Origin of the sequence: Amycolatopsis sulphurea (assembly GCF_002564045.1) — a bacterium.
In the GTDB taxonomy this organism is placed as follows: Bacteria; Actinomycetota; Actinomycetes; order Mycobacteriales; family Pseudonocardiaceae; genus Amycolatopsis; species Amycolatopsis sulphurea.
This window is the reverse complement of sequence record NZ_PDJK01000002.1, coordinates 1444923-1463762: the sequence shown is the minus strand read 5'-3', so window position 1 is coordinate 1463762 and position 18840 is coordinate 1444923. Positions and strand designations below refer to the sequence as shown.

Sequence of the window (18840 nt, the reverse complement as noted above, 5' to 3'; positions counted from 1 at the left end):
TGCGCTCAGCGGTTCCGGTAGAGGTCGCGCAGCAGAAGTACTTCGGCCGAGTGATGGATCGCCTCCCGATTGATGTGCAGGATCAACGCCGCGAGCGGCGCATCTGCGTACGGCCCTTCGGCCGGGCCGCACGGTCTTGCGAGCCCTTCGGCGTCGAGCCCGCGTACGCCCTCGATCCAGTTCGCGTACGCGTCGTCGAGTTGCTTCAGCGCTTCGGCAGCTGTACCTGCGTACGGGAAGGTGTCATAGCTCATCGGCGGGCCGCCGAAATGCGACGCCGCCCGCATCCCGACTACGCCGATGATGATGTGCGACAGCCGCCACGCGATCGTGGTCACTGGGGGCGGCGTCGGTTCGGGGAAGGCGAAGTCGACGGTGAAATCGCCTGATCCCGGGCCGTCCGGATTCTCCGTGCGCGGGCGGATGGTCCAGCAGTCCGGCACGGGCTGCCAGAAGTACTCCTCGTCGGTGATCCCGTCCAGCCTCGAACGCACGTGGTGCTGCCAGTGCCAGTCGAGCTGATCGTGCAATTCGGTGGTCCAATCGACAGTCATACCGGCACGGTAGGCTTGATCGCGGTCAGGCGCGGTCCTCGTTCCGGGGCCAGCGCCGACGTGACCCGGCCCACCTGGGACGATGGAGGTCAACGTGCTCATTCGCCTGGAGGTCGTCAGTTGGCCACTCCCACCGGCCCGGTACTCGTCATGGACTTCGGGGCGCAGTACGCCCAGCTGATCGCGCGTCGGGTGCGTGAGGCGCAGGTCTACTCCGAAGTCGTGCCGTCCACCTCGACCGCCGACGAGCTGCTGGCCAAGAACCCGGCGGCGATCATCCTCTCCGGCGGCCCGTCCAGCGTGTACGCCGAGGGCGCCCCCGGGATGGACTCGAAGCTGGTCGAAGCGGGCGTACCCATTCTCGGCATCTGCTACGGCCACCAGTTGCTCGCGAAGACGCTCGGCGGGGTCGTCGAGCCGACCGGCGTACGCGAGTTCGGCCGCACCGACGTACGGACCATCGGCGAGGGCGGCGTGCTGCACGCCGGGCTTCCCGCGCACCAGACGGCGTGGATGAGTCACAACGACAGCGTCACCGAAGCGCCCGCGGGCTCGGTTGTCACGGCCTCGTCGGACGGTGCGGCGGTGGCCGGCTTCGAAGACGTCGAACGGCGCTTCGCCGGCGTGCAATATCACCCGGAAGTGGCGCATTCGCCGCACGGGCAGGAGGTGCTGCGCCGGTTCCTGCACGACATCGCCGGTATCCGTCCGCAGTGGACCACTTCGTCCATTGTGGACGATCAGGTGCGGCGGATCGCCGAGCAGATCGGCGACGGGCGGGCGATCTGCGGGCTGTCCGGCGGGGTCGATTCGGCGGTCGCCGGCGCCCTCGTGCAACGCGCCATCGGGGACCGGCTGACCTGCGTGTTCGTCGACCACGGCCTGCTGCGCGCGGGGGAGCGGACGCAGGTGGAGCGCGACTTCGTGAGTGCCACCGGGGTCAATCTGGTGACCGTGGACGCGCGGGAGCGGTTCCTCGACGCGCTGGCCGGGGTCACCGACCCGGAGGAGAAGCGCAAGATCATCGGGCGCGAGTTCATCCGGGTGTTCGAGCAGGCCGAGCGCGACCTCAAGGCACAGGGCGACTACAAGTTCCTGGTGCAGGGCACGCTCTACCCGGACGTGGTGGAGTCCGGCGGCGGCGAGGGCACCGCGAACATCAAGAGCCACCACAACGTCGGCGGCCTGCCGGACGACCTGCAGTTCGAACTGGTCGAGCCGCTGCGGCTGCTGTTCAAGGACGAGGTCCGCCGCGTCGGGCTCGAACTGGGGCTGCCCGCGACGATCGTGGGCCGTCAGCCGTTCCCCGGCCCCGGGCTGGGTATCCGGATCATCGGCGAGGTGAATCAGCAGAGCCTGGAGATCCTCAGGACGGCGGACGCGATCGCCCGCGAGGAGCTCACCGCGGCCGGGCTGGACCAGGAGATCTGGCAGTGCCCGGTGGTGCTGCTGGCGGACGTGCGCAGCGTCGGCGTGCAGGGCGACGGCCGGACTTACGGTCACCCGATCGTGCTGCGCCCGGTGTCCTCGGAGGACGCCATGACCGCGGACTGGACCCGCCTGCCGTACGAGGTGCTGGAGCGGATCTCGACCCGGATCACCAACGAGGTGCCCGAGGTCAACCGCGTCGTCCTGGACGTGACGAGCAAGCCGCCGGGCACCATCGAGTGGGAGTAGGCCACACGCTGTGAAGGGGCCCTTCACGGACTCAGAGTCCGTGAAGGGCCCCTTCACGGCTTTCGGGTCAGCGCCGCCGTTTGCCGAACGACGCGACGAGCATCAGCAGCCCGATGAACACCGCGCCGCCCGCGACGATCCAGCGGAAGTCGAACGACGGCAGCCAGCTCGTGCCGTCGCTGAGCACGTAGCCGGAGACCAGCAGGGTCGCGATCCCGGCGACGAGGGTGAACACGTCCACTCCGCGGCGGCGGGCCGGGGCCTTCGGCTCGTCGTAGTTCTCAGCCACGGTGCACCTCCACTGTGCCCACGCCGTTCGTGACGTGAAGCGTGATCTGCTGGCCGCCGACACCGTCTTCTCCGTTGTCGGTGCCCGTCAGCGGGGGCTGGCCGACGCCGTCGGACGAGCGGTTGAAGCAGTTGACGCTGCCTGCGCTGGTTTCGCAGCTGTAGGTCACGTCCGCGTTCGCCGGCACCACGATGGTGGTATCGCCGGCGCCGTTGTTGACGGTGGTGGTGATCGGGCCGGTGGGCGGCAGCTGAGTCAGGTCGAGGTTGAGTTGCCCGGCCGCGTGGTGATACTCCGGCTGAAGCTCGGCCACCGAACGCGGCGTGGCGCTCAGGTCGCCGACCCCGCCCCGGAGGTCGAGATCGCCGAAAGTACTCGTGGTGAGCAGCATGCCGACGATCGACAGCGGCACGGCCAGCCCGACCAGCCCCCGCGAGCCGCGGACGAACGCGCCCGCCACCATGCCCACCCCGAGCACCGCGAGCACCATCCCGACGATGTGCTGCAGCGAGAACCACGCCACACCGTTGAGGTTCAGCGCCACCCCGGTCCCGGCCACGATCACCGCGAGCCCGAACACCGCCAGCCCGATCTTCGAATTCCGCCGCCGCGGCTGCGGTTCGTACTCCGGCTCGGGCGGCACCGGCGGGACGGGCATGCCCGGCGTGGGCAGATCCCAGCCCGCCGGATCGGCGGCCAGCGGATCCCAGCCCGGTCCCGCGGCCGGAGTGGCGGACGTGGTCGCGTCGCTGCTCATGGTGAACGCTCCGGTTCCGGCCTCGGCCGGCCCCGCCGCGAACGCGGCGACCGGAACCGGGCGATTGTCCTGCCCGCGGCTGCGGTGCAGGAGGTAAAGACCAAGAGAGAGCAGGGCCAGCCCGATCAGCCCCCCGCCGTCGAACCAGCCCCCCGTGAACGTCAAGCCGAGCACTGGGAGCAGCACAATGGCCAGCACCAGGGCGAAGCCCTTCGACATACTGGAGCGTCCCCGCCCGGCGAGCGCCTCGATTCCCGAGACCTCGTCCCCCTCCGCCGGGAACAGCAGCCAGCCCAGCAGGTAGAAGGCCAGCCCGAACCCCCCGAACACCGTGCCCGCGACCAGCGCCACCCGGATGACGACGGGATCGATGCCGTACCGATTCCCCAGACCGGCCGCCACCCCGGCCACCTTCCGCCCGGACTGCGGGCGCCGCGGCCGGCTATCCCAGAAGTCCTTGACGGTCTCCTCGAACCCGTTCAGCGGATTCCCCCTGGACACAGCACTCATACCGAAGAGCATGCGGGACCCAGCGGGGCGACGCATCGGGGATGGTCCCTGAGTTTCCCCGGAGGTGGTCCGGGGCAGGGGGCGTTGGTTCGGTGCCAGGGCTGAGGTCTACGAGCGCCTGATCAACCGGCGACAAACACCCGCGGTCGGGGTCGGGCAGGTCTCTGGAATTCTCAAGCTTGGTGTTTGCTCGATTTCCCCGTGCGGGCTGCTTTCGAATTTCAGGACTGTTTGCCGGCTGTCGCAAACTTCCAGGGGTGCGCAGAGTCTCGAGCTGGTTGATACTGTGCCGATCATTACCAATCCGACCACAGTCACGGCCTCATGGCTTCGTAGCAACGGTTACGTGCCGGGTGGGGGGTCGGCCTACCTTTGGTCGGACTAGTAACTCAAGCCTGCGGCGGCAGGAGCAGCGTGCTTGTCCGTCACTCTCAGCCGCCGATCACCGGTGGGGTGATCTTCTCCCCGTCCGGACCACGCTCGGGGTGGACTTCGAACACCTCGTCCGGGTCGAGCTGGGCCGGGATCTTGTTCTTGTGTTCCTGGTCCTCTTCCTTTTTCCTCCCGTTGCCGGTGGCCCCGCCGGCAACGCCGGGCTTACCGTTCTTCGAGGCTTCAGCCGCGGACTTGGCGCCGCGTTCGAGGTTGCCCGCTTTGCCCTTGCCTCCGCCCTCTCGCTCGCTGGGCGTGCCGCCGGCACCGCCGCCACCGGACAGACGGCTGCCCGCGTTGCCTCCGCCGGAGCGGCCGGTGCCGATACCGGGGCGGCTGCGTGGGGTGTTCTCGCCCGCATTGCCGACGTTGCCTCCGCCGCCCATGCTGAGCGCGTCGGGGGAGAGGCGGCCGCCGATGCCGCCGGGGCCGGTCGGGCCGCGGAAACCGGGGGCGGTGTTGGCCGGGTTGTTGAACGATCCGGCGCCAGTGCTGATGCCAGGGCCGGGGAGGGGCGCGCCGCCGCTGCCGGAAACAGGGGGCGGCGGGGTGAATGGGGCGTTGCCCGTGCTGCCGGCGGGAGGTACCACAGTGGAGGAGCCATTTCCGCCGGGACCGGAGTAGGGACCGCTCGAAACCGGCCCGCCGGGCGCGGTGACGGGGGCGGCGCTGCTGGCGTGCGTGCTGTCGCCGTTCAGCCGAGGGGGCGGGGAGTAGGTCGGCTGGGTGGTCGACGTCTCGTGGTAGGCGTTGTCGAGCCCGTGCATCACCTGCACCGCCTGCTGGTGTGCGGCGTCCGCCTGCTGCTGCTTCTGGCTGAGCTGGTTCATCGTGACCGCGGCGGTCAGCGGATCGCCCCCGTTGAGCTGCTGCGTGACCTTGTTCAGCTCGGCCTGCTGATTGAAGCCGGTCGGTTCGGGCATGTTCTTCTGCGCGTAGTCGGCGGCGGCCGACTGCTGGGAGTATCGGTTTGAATTGAGCTGAGCCGCATTGGCCGTTTGTGCGGCGTAACTCGCTGTCTGCTGGAAGAAGCTGTGTGCCTGGTCGGCGGCAGCACCTTGCCAGGATGCTCCGGAGGTCTGTGTGACAACAGAGATCGAGTTGGAGATTTCGGCGAGCCAGTTGCCGAGTGCGTTCGCGACTCGTCCCTTGGCGTCGAGGTCTGTCGGGTCCATGTTGGTGTGGACCATGGTGTACAAGTCTTGATGGTCGTGGGACGCGTAGTTGGCGTCCGGCGCCGGGGCATCGCCTCGGAGTGCCTGGTCTTCCAGCAGGTGCTGACCCTGCGTCACCGAGTAGTTCGAGGCCGCTTGCTGCGTTCGGGCGTCGACGCCGTCCTGGACGTTGTGCTGGTCCTCGATGCCGAACCGGCCGGGCGCCGCCTGCTTGGAGAGTTCTGTGCGGGTATCGCTGTAGTAGTCGCCTTCGTACTGGCGATACGTGGCGCGCTGCCCATCCATGAGTCCTGCTCCGTGTCCTCGGGGATCGCACTCGCTGAGTACTCTCCGTGGCCGACGGCCATTCTAGCGGTGACCGGTTGCCGCTGTCATCGATTCAAGCTGATCAAGCGGTGTGCTTCGATCTTGCCGACGGTTCAGGCTGTCCGGTGATCAGCCTTGGGGGAGCTTGGGTTCGAACTTCGTGGCGAGTTCCCGGGCAGTGCTGCAAGCCGCTTTCGTGTCGGATCCGGAGGTGACGTCCAGGATTGCCCGAGAATTCGGCTTGACGGACATCAAGATGCTGCATTGGCCCGGTGAACCGAGCGGTGCCGGTTCTTCGATGGCGGGTCGGCCGTTGACATCGCCGGTTCGTGCCGTTTTTGGATCGCGGATGTTTTCTCGGTAGTCTCGGCCGGCCTGGAGATTCAGTCCGACGTCCAGTGCGAGGATAGTGATGGTGGAGGGCTTGGTTGTTCCGCATGCGTGTTTCGGATCGGCGATACTTGGACTGGCCTTCGGGAATCCTTGCCCGGCGAGAAGTTCGTCCAGCATAACGCACTGGTTCATATTTGCGAACGGGTTTGAGTCTGAGCCGGCTGACGGTGCCGGGCTGGCTGAAGGGTCAGGATGTGGTGACCCGCTGACGGAACTGTCGCATCCGGCCAGAAGTACTACTGCTACTCCGAGCGTCGCTACGGCCCGCTTCGTCTTTGCGCTGGTCACTTATCGTTCAGTTCCTTGCCTAGCCGATTGACGGTTTCGCGGTGCGAACTCTCGGTCTCGTGATAATTCTTCTGTGCGATTACCAGGGCTTGACGGAACTGCAGGAAACTTTCCTGCAAAAGTTCGAGATTGGGGAGCAGGGATTGCGGGTCCCCGTCGGCTACTTTGACGTTGAAGCCGGCGACTTGGCGGGCGTAGTCGGATGACCCCATGCGGGCCGTTCGAATCAAGTTGATCAAGTCTCGTCGCTGGGCGACGTACCCGTAGAGGAAGTCATCGCACACCTTGAGCAGCGCCTGAAAACCCGCTTCATCGATCTTCAGGTTCCCGGAGGCGGCCTGATTCCGTAGTTCTTGGCCGGCGGTCACCATCTGCCGGGCTGCGGTGGGATCGAGCACATGCGTCAGGTCGAGTCCGGCCGGGTCCGGTGAACCCGTCGGCTCGGACGAGTCTTCCGGTCCGAAGTGTGCCCCGGCCGCCATACCCCTCACCCCTGCATCCCGTGATCGCTCGCTCTCTGCTCGTACAAGTTACTGGGGGCCGCCTCGGCCTGTCAGCAGAACTATGACCGATCCGATGATCAGGGGTTTCCCCGATGTCCGCTTCGCCGTGCCGTGTGACGATGGATCTGTGCAGGATTTTCTCGACATCGGCGCCCCGGTACGGCGGGGTACGGAGGCCGCAGGCGGGGTGCTGCCGGTCCGGTCCGGTTCGGGAGAAGTGACCGGGGCCGAGCCGGAGCGTCCGCGGATGCACCGGCAGCGGTCCGGGCGGGCGGTGGCCGGGGTCGCCGGTGGGCTGGCGGAGCATCTCTGCGTGCCGGTGGTCTGGGTCCGGACTGCCTTCGCGCTGCTGTCGGCGCTCAACGGGGCCGGGTTGCTCGCCTACGGGCTGCTCTGGGTGTTCGTGCCGCAGCGGGACGACGAGCCGGAGACGCAGCCGAACCCCAAGGAACGCCAGCAGGCTTACGGGCTGATCGCGCTCGGCGTCGGGCTCGCCATCGCCAGCGGCACGCTCACCGGGGCCATCCGGGGCTGGGTCGTGGTTCCGCTGGCGCTCGCCGTGATCGGGGCGGGGGTGGTCTGGCGCGAGGCCGACGAGTCGCAGCGACGGCGGTGGCGGGGCGCCCGCGACGGGGTGGCGGGGGCGCTGGTCGGCGAAGGCGGGCGGCTTTCCGCGATCATCCGCATCCTTGCCGGGGCCGCGCTCGTGATCACCGGCATCGGCGTGACGGTGTTCCAGAGCGGCAGCTTCGACCAGGTGAAGTTCGCCCTGATTGCGGTGTTCGCGACGCTGTTCGGGGTCGCCGTGCTGACCGTGCCGTTCTGGTTGCGGCTGGTCCGTGATCTCGGCGACGAGCGCCGGGCGCGGATCCGCACCGACGAGCGTGCGGAGATCGCCGCGCACCTGCACGATTCGGTGCTGCAGACGCTCGCGCTCATCCAGCGGCAGGCCGATCAGCCGAGCGAGGTCGCCCGGCTGGCCCGCGGGCAGGAGCGGGAGCTGCGCGGCTGGCTGTACGGACCCGACGGGTACGGCAAGCCCAGCGAGAAACCGACCAAGGAAGAGGAAGAAGGCGCCCGCCAGCTGTCCGAGGTGCTGGCCACCGCGTGCGGCGAGGTCGAGGACCAGTTCGCCATCTCGGTCGGCCAGGTCGTGGTCGGTGACGTAGAGCTGAACGAATCGCTCACCGCGCTGGTGCAGGCCGCGCGCGAGGCGATCGTGAACGCGGCCAAGCACGCCGGGGTCGACGAGGTGAGTGTGTTCGCCGAGGTCGAGCCCACGGCGGTGACCGTGTTCGTGCGGGACCGCGGCAAGGGCTTCGACCCGGACCTGGTGCCGGGCGACCGGCACGGGCTGGCCGATTCGATCCGCGGCCGGATGGAACGCCATGGTGGGACGTGCAAACTGCGCACCGCGCCGGGCGAGGGGACCGAGGTCCAGCTCGCCATGCCGGTCAAAGCGGGCAAGACCGCGGCCTGACCTGGCTATGCTCGAGGCAGGCGAGTGAGGGAGTGCAGTCGTGACGGAGAGCCAGCGGGAGCCGGTCAAGGTCTTCCTCGTGGACGACCACGCGTTGTTCCGTGCCGGAGTGCGCACGGAGCTGGATTCGATCACCGACGAGGTGCAGGTGGTCGGTGAGGCGGGCTCGGTGGCCGAAGCGGTCGCCGGGATCGCCCGGGCCCGGCCCCAGGTGGTCCTCCTGGACGTGCACATGCCCGACGGCGGTGGCGCGGAAGTGCTCCGCCGGGTCCGCCCGGAGCTGCCGGACGTGGTGTTCCTCGCGCTGTCGGTGTCCGACGCCGCGGAGGACGTGATCGCGGTGATCCGCGCCGGCGCGCGCGGCTACGTCACCAAGACGATCTCCTCGAAGGAGCTTGTGCGCGCGGTGGTCCGGGTGGCCGACGGCGACGCGGTGTTCTCCCCGCGGCTGGCGGGCTTCGTCCTCGACGCCTTCGCCGACCGTCCCGGCTCCGCGCCGATCAACGACCCCGAGCTGGACCTGCTCACGCCCCGCGAACGCGACGTCCTCCGTCTGCTGGCGCGTGGCTACGCGTACAAGGAGATCGCCTCCGAGCTGTTCATCTCCGTGAAGACGGTGGAGACGCACGTGTCCAGCGTCCTGCGCAAGACCCAGCTGTCCAACCGCTACGAGCTGTCCCGCTGGGCCTCCGACCGCCGTCTGGTCTGAAGCGTCAGACCCGTTCCGCCACCGGCGCCGGTTCCGCGACGGCTGCGGGCTTGCGCTGCAGCCGGGTGAGCGCGACGCCGCCGAGGACCACGACCATGCCCAGGATCACCCGGACGCTCAGCTGTTCGTGCAGGAACACCGCGCCCAGCAGCACGGACACCACCGGCAGCAGGTACCCGACCACAGACGCAGCCACCGCGCCCTCGCTGGCCAGCAGCTGGTAGTTCAGCGCGAACGCGATCCCCGTCGAGCCGACGCCGAGCACCAGCACCGCGCTCACCGCCAGCGGGCTCAGGTGCACTGGCGTCAACCCGCCGAACGGCATCACGAGCAGGAGGAATCCGGTCGCCAGCAGCATTTGTCCGCCTGAAAGCGCGTAGGGCGAGAGACCGGTGCTGGACAGATAGCGGCCCTCGTAGACGAAGGCGAACCCATAGCTGGCCGCGGCCGTCATACAGGCCAGCGAGCCCCAGCTGAGCAGACCGGAGGCCTGCCACGGCGCGAAGATCAGCAGGATCCCGGCGAGCCCGACGACGAGCCCGGTCACGCGGGTCGCGGTCATCCGGTTCGGCACACCGAGGAACGGCGCGACCACCAGTACCCACAGCGGGGTCGTGGAGTTCAGCACGCCGGTGATGCCGGAGTCCACTGTGGTCTCCCCGATGGCGAAGAGCAGGAACGGCAAGGCGTTGTGGAAGAACGCGGCGACCGCCAGGTGGCCCCAGACCCGGCGGTCCGCGGGCAACCGGCGCCGTCCGAGCAGGCACAGCGCCAGCAGGACCACCGCACCCAGCGTCAGCCGGGCGAGCACCAGCTGTACTGGTGAGAACGCGGCGAGTCCCAGCTTGATCCAGAAGAAACTCGACCCCCACATCACCGCGAGCGCCGCGATCCGCAGCAACGTCTTGGTCTCGCCCACCGTGCCTCCTTCGTCTCCGACAGCCAGCTTCACCGCGATGAGACGTAAGAACAAGCGAAAATAACTGCAGGGACGATTAAGCACAGCTGTACTATTCGGCCATGCTCGACGTACGGCGCATGCAAGTGCTCCGGTCGGTGATCACGAGCGGTTCGATCACCGCCGCGGCGCGGAATCTCGGGTACACGCCTTCGGCGATCAGCCAGCAGCTGGCCGTCCTCGAACGCGAGGCGGGCACGCCGTTGCTGGAACGCGTCGGCCGTGGTGTCCGGCCCACCCCGGCGGGCACACTGCTGTCCGGCCACGCCGAAGCGCTCAGCGCCGAGCTGGCGCGGGCCGAGACGGCGCTCACCGAGCTGAAGGAAGGCCGCACCGGCAAGCTCGCCATCCGCTACTTCGCCACCGCGGGCGCGTCGATGGTGCCGCAGGCCGTCGCGGCGGTCCGCCGGGACCACCCCGGCGTGTGGCTCGACCTCAAGCTGATGGAGCCGCTCGACCCGCTGCCCGAGGTCGAGGAAGGCCGCGCGGACGTGGCGATCGTGGTCGTCCCGCGGTCCGCCCGGCCTGCCGAGGGGATCGAGCTGGTGCACCTGCTCGACGATCCGTACTGCGCGGTGCTTCCGCGTGCCCACCCGCTGGCCCGCAAACGCGTGCTGGACCTGGCCGAACTCGGCGACGAGCCCTGGGTGGGCATCGACCCGCTGCCGGGTGCCTGCCGGGCGATCCTGGCGGGCGCCTGCGCGTCGGCCGGTTTTCACCCCAACATCGTGGTCGAGTCCGAGGATTACCCGACCGCACAAGGGTTCATCGCGGCCGGGCTGGGCGTCGGACTGGTGCCCGCGCTCGGTCTCGGCACCCCGCATCCGGGGGTCGTGGTGCGCCGGGTCCGCAATCCGCAGCCGAGCCGGGCCATCCACGCCGCGGTGGCCCGGCGGATGGCCGGCAGCCCGGCCGTGCGCACGCTGATCGCCGCGATGCAGAAAGCGGTCGCGGACGTCGCCTAATGCCCGTGTCAGATGAACAGCAGCTCGGCCACGCCGATGCCGATCAGCACCGCGCAGAGCACCGCGGCGACGGTGAGGATCATCCGCCGCCGGGCCGCGGCCTTCTCCCGCGCGGCTTGCGCGGCGGCTGCCCGCTGCTCGGGGGTGGGCTGATACCGCGCGGTCGGCTGAGCGGGCGACTGCATCATCGGCTGCATCGGTTGCGGCGGCGCGGGAGCCGTCGGTACCTGCTGGACCGGCAGCTGCATGAGTGGCCTGGGCTGCTGCGCCGGCTGAATCTGCTGAGTCGGCTGTGCCTGCGGGCTCAGCGGGGCCTGCTGGCCGGGAGGTCCGCCACCCGGCTGCTGCGCCATCCAGGCGACCGGCATGGTCGGCATCGCGGGCGCGGTCGGCGGGACGAACGCGGTCCGCTCCTGCCCTTCGGTGATCGCCTTCAGCGCGCTGACGGTGTCGGCCATCGTCGGCCGGATCGTCGGGTCGCTGCGGAGCATCTTCTGCAACGCGCCGGTCAGCACGCCCGCGTTCAGCGGTGGCCGTTCGGCAGCAGCGCCGTCCTCGCCGAACGGCGGCACGCCTTCCACCGCGGTGTACAGCGTCGCGCCCAGCGAGAACACGTCCGCGGCCGGCGAAGGAGGCCCGCCACGGGTGACCTCGGGCGCCCGGTACGCCGCGTGCGGGCCGCCGCCGGTGATGCCGATGTCGGTGAGCTTGACGCCACCGTCGTCGGCCAGCAGCACCGTGCCCGGTTCCAGCGTGCGGTGCACGATGCCGGCCGCGTGAATGGTGGCCATCGCGTCGCCGAGCAGGATGCCCAGCGCCGCCGCCTGTTCGGCGGACAGCGCGCCGTACTCGGTCAGGAAGACCGACATCCCGCGGGACGGGATGTACTCCATCACCAGCCACACATCCGCGCCGTCGGGCAGCACGTCGTACACCGTGATCGCGCAGGGGTGCTCGATCCGGGCCGCTGCCTTGCCCTCTTCCATCGCCATCGAACGGGCCTGCCCGGCCCGCTCGGGCGGCAGCCCGACCGGCAGGTACATGCGCTTCATCGCGACCGTGCGGAACAACCGCGTATCGAACGCGAGCCACACGATGCCCGCGCGGCCGCGGCCGATCGGCTGGTCGAGCCGGTACCGGCCGCCGACGATGCTGCCTTCTGAACTCAATTCTGTCCCTGGATCATGGATTCTGCGACGTGGTCCCGCCGGACGAGTCGGAGGTCGTCGTGGAGGTCTTGGTCGACTTTGTTTCGCTCGTCTCGGGGGCCGTCGTCTTCGGCGGCTTGGTCGGGGCGTCCTCGGCCGGAACGTTTCGCCGGGTGCTCTGGTGCACCGACGTCGGCTCGTTTTCCGAGATCTTCTTCTGAGAAGACGCCGGCGGGGCGTTGCTGGTTGCTCCCTGGCTCGAAGGTACCGATTCCGAGGTCGTCGTGACGGCCGACGAAGTAGCCACCGGAGCAGGCTGGTTGGAGGCGTCCGGGGGGTTGTTGGGGCTGAGCAGCCACACGCCGAGCCCGACCAGTGCGACCACCACCACACCGCCGATCAGCGCCGGCTTCTTCCAGGCCCCGGAGCGCTCTTCGTCATGCTCGTCCTCCGGGCCGGTCTGCGCCCGTGCCGGGGGCGGCGGCTCGTCGTGGTATGGATCGTCCTCGTATCCGAGCGGCACGGCCTTGGTGGCGTCCATGCCACCGCGACCGGGCTCGGCGGCGTAGGCCTGGGTCTGCTGCTGATACGGGTCCTGGGCGTACTCGTCCTGCGGGTAGCCGTACCCGTCGTAATCGTGTTCGGGGTAGCCGGACGCGGGCGAGTAGTCGTCCTGGTAGTACTGCTGGGGCGCGCCGGAGCCGCCCAGGGTGCCGGAGTGGGGCTGGTCGTCGAAGAGCCGGCCGGCCGCGGCACCGGCCAGCCCGCCGGCCACCGCACCCGCGGCGGCCGCGCCGAGCACACCGGCCCCGCCGGACGACGGCGCGACCACGGTCCCGTCCGCCGGCCCGCCGAGCGGGGTCTCGCCACGGGCGACCGCGGCGAGCAGCTCCTCACACTCGTCGGCAGTGGGCCGGTACTGGGTCTCCGGATGCAGCAGCACGGCGAGCACACTGGCCATCGGGCCGGATCGCCGGGGCGGGATGATCTGCCCGGCGGCGACCGCGTGCAGCAGGCTCAGGGTGTTCTCCGACAGCCCGAACGGTGGCTGGCCCTCACACGCGGCATACAGCGTGGAGCCGAGCGAGAACACGTCCGACTCCGGGCCCGGGTCGTGGCCGATGGCCACCTCGGGTGCCAGGTAGGCCGGGGTACCGGCGATCATCCCGGTCTTGGTGACCGTGACGTCGTCCTTGGCCCGCGAGATGCCGAAGTCGGTGATCTTCACCGTGCCGTTCTCGGCGAGCAGGATGTTGCCCGGCTTGATGTCGCGGTGCACGATGCCGACCGCGTGCGCCTCGCGCAGCGCCGCGGCCACCTGCGCACCGATCCGGGCGACCTCCAGCGGCGGCAGCGTGCCGTGCTCCTGCAGCACCTGCGCCAGGCTGGTGGACGCGAGGTACTCCATGATCAGGCAGGGCTGGCCGTTGTCGTCGGTGACCACGTCGAACACGGTGATCGCGTTCGGGTGGTGCAGGCGCGCGGCGATCCGGCCCTCGCGCATGGTGCGCTGCCGGGCGTCCTCCGCCTCGTGCTGGTCGAGACCCGGCTGGAGCAGCATCTGCTTGATGGCGACCGTGCGGCCGAGTATCTCGTCGTGGGCCTGCCATACGGCCCCCATCGCGCCTGCGCCGATTTTCCCGGCCACGCGGTACCGGCCGGCGACCAGACGACCCTCGTCGCTCACGCGACCTCCCTTTGGGGCTCCGACTTCGCACAACGGGCACGGACCCGCCGTCGCACCGGAGCGTAGGCACCGGAGTTGGGCCGCGTGCGCAGTTTACCGAGACCGGCCCGTGACAAGGCTAGGCGTTCACTCTGCGCACATGCACCCGGCACACTCCGACCGATCCGTCGGAACGGTTTCGGCGCAGGTCAGGCGTACGCCGCGGACAGCAGCAGGGCCTGGGAGATCACATCCTGCTCGAGGACGTCGAACAACTGGGTGACCCGGACCAGCGTCCCGTCGACCTGGTGCACGAGCACTGCGGCGAACACCGATCCGTCGTCCTGGACGCGCACCTCCTGCACGTCGATCGCCTCGGCCTGGCTCCACGCGCGGACCAGCCGGGTGGTCTCCCCGGCGGCGGCCTTCGGGGTGAGCAGGGCCAGCGCGTCGTCCGGGCTGCGGTCGATCGAGGAGTAGAACTTGCGCACGGCGGAGAGCTTCTCCGGATCGGCCGGTGCGGCCGTGGTTCCCGGCGTGGCCGGCGGCGAGCTGCTGCTTGGTGTGGGCACCGGGACAGGGTTGGTTCGCGGTGCCTTGGTGCTGGGTGCGGGCAGCGAGGGCGTGGCCGTCGCGGAGGGGCTGCTCTGCTGGTGCCCGAGGGAGGTGCTGCCGGAATGGTGCGGTCGCGGGGTGAGCACGGGGGACGGCTTGCCGCCGAGTGCGGCGGACCCGTTGAACCCGGTGGGCACGACCGTGTCCTCCGCCGGGTTCGGGGCCGGTGGCGGCCCGCCGAGCAGCGCCGCGGTGACCACTGCTCCGGCGACCATCGCGCCGGCACCGACGAGACCGGCCAGCTTCGCGCGCCGCGCGAGCGGGCTCTCGGGCTGCTCGGCCGGTTCCTCGGCGCGGGCGTCGGACGTCCGGCGCGATCGGGGCGGCAGGTACTTCTGCGGTTCGCGGAACACCTGCTCGAGGTACTCGCGGCCGGCCTGGTCGACGTCCTCGAGCAGCTCCGGCGGGACCACGTCCTCGACGCGGACCGCGTCGAGTTCGCGCCGGGTGCGCTGCCGTTCAAGCACGGGGAAAGTCCTTGCTCTGGGGTTTCGGGGCGGGATACGTCCGTTCGGGCTATCCCGTTGACCCGGACGGCCGATTCGTGGTCGGCGCCGGATCTGTCGTGGTCAGGTAACCCCGGAAGGCCCGGTAGCCGCCAGAGCCAGTCGCCGGAATGTCTCCGTCATACGACGAGCGGCACCTTATGTCACCCATCAGGACCAGGGGAAACCGCTCACCGCACCGCACGTGCATCGGCAAGAGCAGGTGAAACGCCGGACCGCCCGCGAGCGATGGACCGGGATTCACTTACCGTCGTCGGTGATCTTGCCGGTGTCGTCGAAGGTGAGAGTCTGCTGCTCAGTGGACTTGCGGCCGTCGTCGTGGGTCACTTCGACGGTGTTGACCGTCGTGTTGTGGTCCGGGTCGATGGTGACCTTCTTCACCTCGAAATACGCCACATCGGCGTAGCGCTTGCGCAGTCCCTGCGAGCCCTGCTGCTGAAGATTCCCGGAAGTCACCGACGAGGCTTCGGACGGGTTCGTGGTGACGTTGTTGAAGAACTTCTCGGAGTTGTCGCCCATCTTCTTGGTGTTGTGGCTGGCGTAGTAGATCGACGGTGTGGTCTCCCGCTCGGCAGGCGTGACCGGCGGCTTCTGTGGCTCGCTGGAGGACGGCGTGGTGGACGGCGTCGGCGAGGCCGAGCCACCGGTCGGCGTACCGGCGGAGGACGAGCCGGTGTCGGTGGTCGCGCCGGCGCCGGTGGTGATGCCGGTGCCGCGCGTGCCCGGGGTGGTGCCGCTCGCCTGGTCCGCGGGGGCCTCGTCGGGAGTGGTCTCGCCGGTGTGCCGTTCCGGGGTGTCCGCGGCCGACCCGCCGTGCGGCCCGTCGGAGGGGAGCAGGGCGCTGAGGTCGGGTCTGCCGCCGTTCTGCCGTCCCGGCCAGCCGCCGCCGAGCGCGTCGGTGGTGGTGGCCGGTCCGCCGACGAGGAAGGTGCCGGCGAACAGGAGCCCGACGACCACCGCCCCGGACGCACCGGTGGCGAACCACGCCGCCTTGCGCCACGTTTTGGGCGGGGTGACCGACGCGGGCACCGAACCGAGGTCGAAGTTCCCCAGCCCGTCGAACACCGGTGCGGCGTAGACCTGTATCTCGCTGTCTTCTTCCGGTTCCTGCCGCATCTCGCTGGCGGCTCCGGCCGTGCACAGCGAAACCCGCTGCCGCTTGGGCGGTTCCGCGTTCGTTTCCGGACTTTTCGGAGCCTCTTCCGGCGCGGCGGGCGCGCGGTCCACCGTGGTCGTCTCGACTTGTTCACGCCTGCTGCGCGGAGCCTGTCCGGTCGGCTGCGGAAGCCCCCGTCCCGGCGGCGCGAACGCCCGATGCTCCTCGGGCACTGGCAACGCCCCGGAGACCTGCCGCGGCTCGGCTCCGTCGAGTTCGACCCGGCTCCGGGTTTTCCGGGACGGCTGCGGCAATCCCACGTCGGGCAAGGTGCCTCGTGCGGTGGGGAACGGTGTGCATCCCTCGTCCGGCGTCGCAGGTGTGCCGGAACCGGGCGTCGCACGGCTTTGTTGTGCACCGCCCGGGCTTGGTGCGCCTGTCCGTGGTTCGGCCGGGCGCGGGACTGTTCGAGCGGCGGCTTGGTTGCGCGGGTCCGTCAAGGACGGTGAGCCGGATCGTGGTGCGGCGATCCGGATGTCGTCCGGTGTCTCGGCGATCCGAGAGCCATTCGGTGCCGCGCCGAACGACGGGCTCGGCTGCCGGGAACCACCGGTCGCCGGGGGAAATCCCGCGGGCTCCGGGGCGAATTGCGCTTTCGCGTCCAGCGTCGAGCGGGCTCGCGCGGCCGCGACCTGCGTCTCCACCCGTCCTGAGCTGCTCCGTGTCTCGCCCGGGAGCGGGACTCCGGCGGTTGTGCCGGGGAACGAAACGACGGGTGTGCTGGCGGGGAGCGAGTCACCGGATGCGTTGAGGGGGAACGATTCGGGCGTGCTGCCCGAGCTGGCGTGACTGGGGGAGCTGGTGTGCGCCTTGGGCTCGCTGCCGGGGATCGATCCGCCGGTACGGTGCCGATGGTGCCCGGCCGCACGCGGCGGCACCACGGGTGTCCACGTCCCGTCACCGCGGACCCGATGCCTGCCCGGAACCGTGACCTCGGCATCCGTGATCGCGTCCGGGCGGTTCGCGCGTCGCGCTCCGCCCACCGTGTTACCCATCATGCCCGTCCGACCCCTCCAGGGTGTGAGCGTGACGGCGTGGCCGGGCCGGTCAACCCGAACGGAGCAGACCGGCGGACGGTGTCCTTGGCAGTTGCCCGCGAGAAGGCGTCCACCCGCGAGAACTCCCGAGCATCTGCACGCGCATACGGCGAGAGACGCGCGGCGCCGCAGCTCCCGCGCGTCCTCCGGGCCTGGCCCGGCACAGACGCCAGGGTTCTCACGCGTGCCACACTAGGAAGCCGTTCGGCGAAAGTCTTCACCCAACCTGCACCTTGCATCGATTTCACTCTGTTGGGTTCCCCTGGACGGTCGGGGCATCACTTACAGCAGTGCACTCCGCACTGTTTTCCCAGTTCGCCGGATTCAGCCGCCGCTGCGGTACTTCGCCTGGGTCGACTGGAGGGCCTTCGTCGCCACCGCGCCGCTACCCACGGCAATGATGATGGCGAAAACGTCCGACACCGTCCCGCCGGACGTGAGCAGCCAGGCGAGCAGCGAGGCAGCCGTGGTCCCGCCGGCAATCGCCCACCGGCTGCGCACGTACTGCGCGACCGGTGCCCCACCGGCCCGTTTGCCCGCCGCGCTGCCGAGCATCGCCAGGTAGCCGGCGTGCCCGAGGGCGGCCAGCACGCTCGCGATCGCGATGATGACGGCGATGAGGTTAATCATGTGTCCATTCTGCCCTGTTTTCGCGGCGGGTGGATCGGGGATGTCCCCGATATACCCGCGTACTCACCGGCCGAGCCTGCCCCGGCCGAGGTTGAGCAGGGCCATCGCCAGCTGCCGGCCCTCCGGCCCCAGTTCGCGGTAGCGCCCGAGCACGTCCATCTCGCGGTTGTAGACGATCCTCGTGCCACCGGCGGCCATCCGTGCGGCGCCGATCGTCTTGGACACCTCCACGCGGCGTTTCACCAGCCGGAGGATTTCCTTGTCGAGCCAGTCGATCTCGGTGCGGAGCGAGGAGATGTCCTCGCCCGCGGTGGTGTGCTCGGCGGGCTGTCCGTCGGCGTTCTGCGTCTGCGCGTTCATCGGGACCTCTCTGAAGTCCGGATTCCCAGTGGCCCCTGGGACGGCGAAAGCCCCGGGTCCGTGGACTCCGGGGCTGCGGGTGATGGCGGGTGGGGCACTACGCGATCACGGGAGCCGGAGTCCGGGTCCCGTAGAAAAATCGCTCACTGCTGTGCCACACCCGGTCAGTATGGCACAGGCGAGCCCGGCCTTGCCCGGAACGCGCGGATGCGGGCGTGCGCGAGAAGGCTGACGAACAGCCAGAACGCCGGCATCACCGGCCAGAAGAAGCCGGCTCCGCCCACCGCCCACCGCACGATCAGCAGGGTGACCAGCACCGCCACCACGCCGAGATGCACGCGGAGCGCGGGATGCTCGCGCAGTGCGGCACGGGTGAGCGGCCAGCCGGGACGTCCCGGCCGTGGCCGCTCCGGCTGGGGGAGGTCGGCGGTGAGTGCGCCGAGTTCGTCGGTGTAGCGGGTGGCGTAGACGGTGCTGAGCCGGTCTTCCACCTCTTCGAGCGTGAGCCGTCCGTCGGAGCCGGCGGACTGGATGGTCTCGGCGACGCGTTCGCGGTCGCTGTCGGAAGCCCTCAACCGGGCGGGGATCTTGTCGTCCATACCTTCGATGCTCCGCGCGCGAAGGGGTCTGCGCGTCGGGTACGAGGCGACAAACGCGCGTACGTCGGAAAGCGCAGCCCGCCGTCGCGCCAGTCGAACACCTGTCGTACCTCGGGGGTAGCGTGGA

General features: G+C 69.7%; 18 protein-coding genes. 4 read left to right on the top strand and 14 right to left on the bottom strand.

The window, feature by feature from the left end; all coding sequences use genetic code 11:
• Nucleotides 1–5: 5 nt before the first annotated feature.
• The gene (locus ATK36_RS12725) at nucleotides 6–554 is read right to left on the bottom strand and encodes a DinB family protein (RefSeq protein ID WP_098511502.1); all 549 of its coding nucleotides are present in this window, start codon (nucleotides 552–554) and stop codon (nucleotides 6–8) included.
• A gap of 120 nt (nucleotides 555–674) precedes the next feature.
• On the opposite strand from ATK36_RS12725, the gene guaA reads away from it, so the two are divergent.
• Complete coding sequence (guaA, locus tag ATK36_RS12720; protein ID WP_098511500.1) at nucleotides 675–2231, top strand: glutamine-hydrolyzing GMP synthase; 1557 nt, start codon at nucleotides 675–677, stop codon at nucleotides 2229–2231.
• Nucleotides 2232–2298: 67 nt separating this feature from the next.
• Here guaA and ATK36_RS12715 read toward each other — a convergent pair whose 3' ends face one another.
• From ATK36_RS12715 to ATK36_RS12695, 5 genes are all read right to left on the bottom strand, one after another.
• On the bottom strand, nucleotides 2299–2520 hold the full coding sequence (locus ATK36_RS12715; protein ID WP_098511498.1) for a hypothetical protein: 222 nt from the start codon (nucleotides 2518–2520) through the stop codon (nucleotides 2299–2301).
• Nucleotides 2513–3787, bottom strand: coding sequence for a PspC domain-containing protein (locus ATK36_RS12710; protein ID WP_245914676.1), 1275 nt, complete (start codon nucleotides 3785–3787; stop codon nucleotides 2513–2515). Before ATK36_RS12710 ends, ATK36_RS12715 begins: the two co-directional genes overlap by 8 nt.
• Before the next feature lie 431 nt (nucleotides 3788–4218).
• Nucleotides 4219–5679 (bottom strand): hypothetical protein, encoded by a 1461-nt coding sequence (locus ATK36_RS12705; RefSeq protein ID WP_098511495.1) that lies wholly within the window; start codon nucleotides 5677–5679, stop codon nucleotides 4219–4221.
• A gap of 150 nt (nucleotides 5680–5829) precedes the next feature.
• Nucleotides 5830–6210 carry a hypothetical protein gene (locus ATK36_RS12700; protein WP_098511493.1) on the bottom strand — a complete coding sequence of 127 codons (381 nt, stop codon included), beginning with the start codon at nucleotides 6208–6210 and terminating at the stop codon, nucleotides 5830–5832.
• 167 nt (nucleotides 6211–6377) lie between these two features.
• A complete protein-coding gene (locus ATK36_RS12695; protein WP_098511492.1) occupies nucleotides 6378–6863 on the bottom strand; it encodes a hypothetical protein in 486 nt (161 codons plus the stop codon).
• A gap of 148 nt (nucleotides 6864–7011) precedes the next feature.
• Here ATK36_RS12695 and ATK36_RS12690 point away from each other — a divergent pair, with 148 nt between their 5' ends.
• Together ATK36_RS12690 and ATK36_RS12685 are read left to right on the top strand one after the other, a co-directional pair.
• Nucleotides 7012–8364 carry a PspC domain-containing protein gene (locus tag ATK36_RS12690; RefSeq protein WP_386999999.1) on the top strand — a complete coding sequence of 451 codons (1353 nt, stop codon included), beginning with the start codon at nucleotides 7012–7014 and terminating at the stop codon, nucleotides 8362–8364.
• Between the two features lie 40 nt (nucleotides 8365–8404).
• On the top strand, nucleotides 8405–9073 hold the full coding sequence (locus tag ATK36_RS12685) for a response regulator (protein WP_098511490.1): 669 nt from the start codon (nucleotides 8405–8407) through the stop codon (nucleotides 9071–9073).
• A gap of 4 nt (nucleotides 9074–9077) precedes the next feature.
• On the opposite strand, the gene ATK36_RS12680 is transcribed toward ATK36_RS12685, so the two are convergent.
• Nucleotides 9078–9992, bottom strand: coding sequence for a DMT family transporter (locus tag ATK36_RS12680; RefSeq protein ID WP_098511489.1), 915 nt, complete (start codon nucleotides 9990–9992; stop codon nucleotides 9078–9080).
• 101 nt (nucleotides 9993–10093) lie between these two features.
• Here ATK36_RS12680 and ATK36_RS12675 point away from each other — a divergent pair, with 101 nt between their 5' ends.
• Nucleotides 10094–10996, top strand: coding sequence for a LysR family transcriptional regulator (locus ATK36_RS12675; RefSeq protein ID WP_098511487.1), 903 nt, complete (start codon nucleotides 10094–10096; stop codon nucleotides 10994–10996).
• Between the two features lie 8 nt (nucleotides 10997–11004).
• Here ATK36_RS12675 and ATK36_RS12670 read toward each other — a convergent pair whose 3' ends face one another.
• From ATK36_RS12670 to ATK36_RS12640, 7 genes are all read right to left on the bottom strand, one after another.
• Nucleotides 11005–12165, bottom strand: a complete 1161-nt coding sequence (locus ATK36_RS12670; protein WP_098511485.1) for a serine/threonine-protein kinase — start codon at nucleotides 12163–12165, stop codon at nucleotides 11005–11007.
• 13 nt (nucleotides 12166–12178) lie between these two features.
• Nucleotides 12179–13831, bottom strand: a complete 1653-nt coding sequence (locus ATK36_RS12665) for a serine/threonine-protein kinase (RefSeq protein ID WP_098511484.1) — start codon at nucleotides 13829–13831, stop codon at nucleotides 12179–12181.
• A 188-nt stretch (nucleotides 13832–14019) separates the two neighbouring features.
• Complete coding sequence (locus tag ATK36_RS12660; RefSeq protein ID WP_098511482.1) at nucleotides 14020–14892, bottom strand: hypothetical protein; 873 nt, start codon at nucleotides 14890–14892, stop codon at nucleotides 14020–14022.
• Between the two features lie 279 nt (nucleotides 14893–15171).
• The gene (locus ATK36_RS33505) at nucleotides 15172–16347 is read right to left on the bottom strand and encodes a hypothetical protein (protein ID WP_245914674.1); all 1176 of its coding nucleotides are present in this window, start codon (nucleotides 16345–16347) and stop codon (nucleotides 15172–15174) included.
• A gap of 1101 nt (nucleotides 16348–17448) precedes the next feature.
• On the bottom strand, nucleotides 17449–17754 hold the full coding sequence (locus ATK36_RS12650; RefSeq protein WP_098511480.1) for a hypothetical protein: 306 nt from the start codon (nucleotides 17752–17754) through the stop codon (nucleotides 17449–17451).
• A 63-nt stretch (nucleotides 17755–17817) separates the two neighbouring features.
• Nucleotides 17818–18114: a chorismate mutase gene (locus ATK36_RS12645; RefSeq protein ID WP_098511479.1), complete on the bottom strand. Its 297-nt coding sequence runs from the start codon at nucleotides 18112–18114 to the stop codon at nucleotides 17818–17820.
• A gap of 164 nt (nucleotides 18115–18278) precedes the next feature.
• On the bottom strand, nucleotides 18279–18713 hold the full coding sequence (locus ATK36_RS12640; RefSeq protein ID WP_098511477.1) for a DUF1707 SHOCT-like domain-containing protein: 435 nt from the start codon (nucleotides 18711–18713) through the stop codon (nucleotides 18279–18281).
• Nucleotides 18714–18840: the final 127 nt, after the last annotated feature.

Coding starts and splice junctions, on each gene's coding strand:
- ATK36_RS12725 (WP_098511502.1), bottom strand. CDS start 554: ATGACTGTCGATTGGACCACCGAATTGCACGATCAGCTCGACTGGCAC.
- ATK36_RS12710 (WP_245914676.1), bottom strand. CDS start 3,787: ATGAGTGCTGTGTCCAGGGGGAATCCGCTGAACGGGTTCGAGGAGACC.
- ATK36_RS12705 (WP_098511495.1), bottom strand. CDS start 5,679: ATGGATGGGCAGCGCGCCACGTATCGCCAGTACGAAGGCGACTACTAC.
- ATK36_RS12700 (WP_098511493.1), bottom strand. CDS start 6,210: ATGCTGGACGAACTTCTCGCCGGGCAAGGATTCCCGAAGGCCAGTCCA.
- ATK36_RS12695 (WP_098511492.1), bottom strand. CDS start 6,863: ATGGCGGCCGGGGCACACTTCGGACCGGAAGACTCGTCCGAGCCGACG.
- ATK36_RS12675 (WP_098511487.1), top strand. CDS start 10,094: ATGCTCGACGTACGGCGCATGCAAGTGCTCCGGTCGGTGATCACGAGC.
- ATK36_RS12650 (WP_098511480.1), bottom strand. CDS start 17,754: ATGATTAACCTCATCGCCGTCATCATCGCGATCGCGAGCGTGCTGGCC.
- ATK36_RS12645 (WP_098511479.1), bottom strand. CDS start 18,114: ATGAACGCGCAGACGCAGAACGCCGACGGACAGCCCGCCGAGCACACC.
- ATK36_RS12640 (WP_098511477.1), bottom strand. CDS start 18,713: ATGGACGACAAGATCCCCGCCCGGTTGAGGGCTTCCGACAGCGACCGC.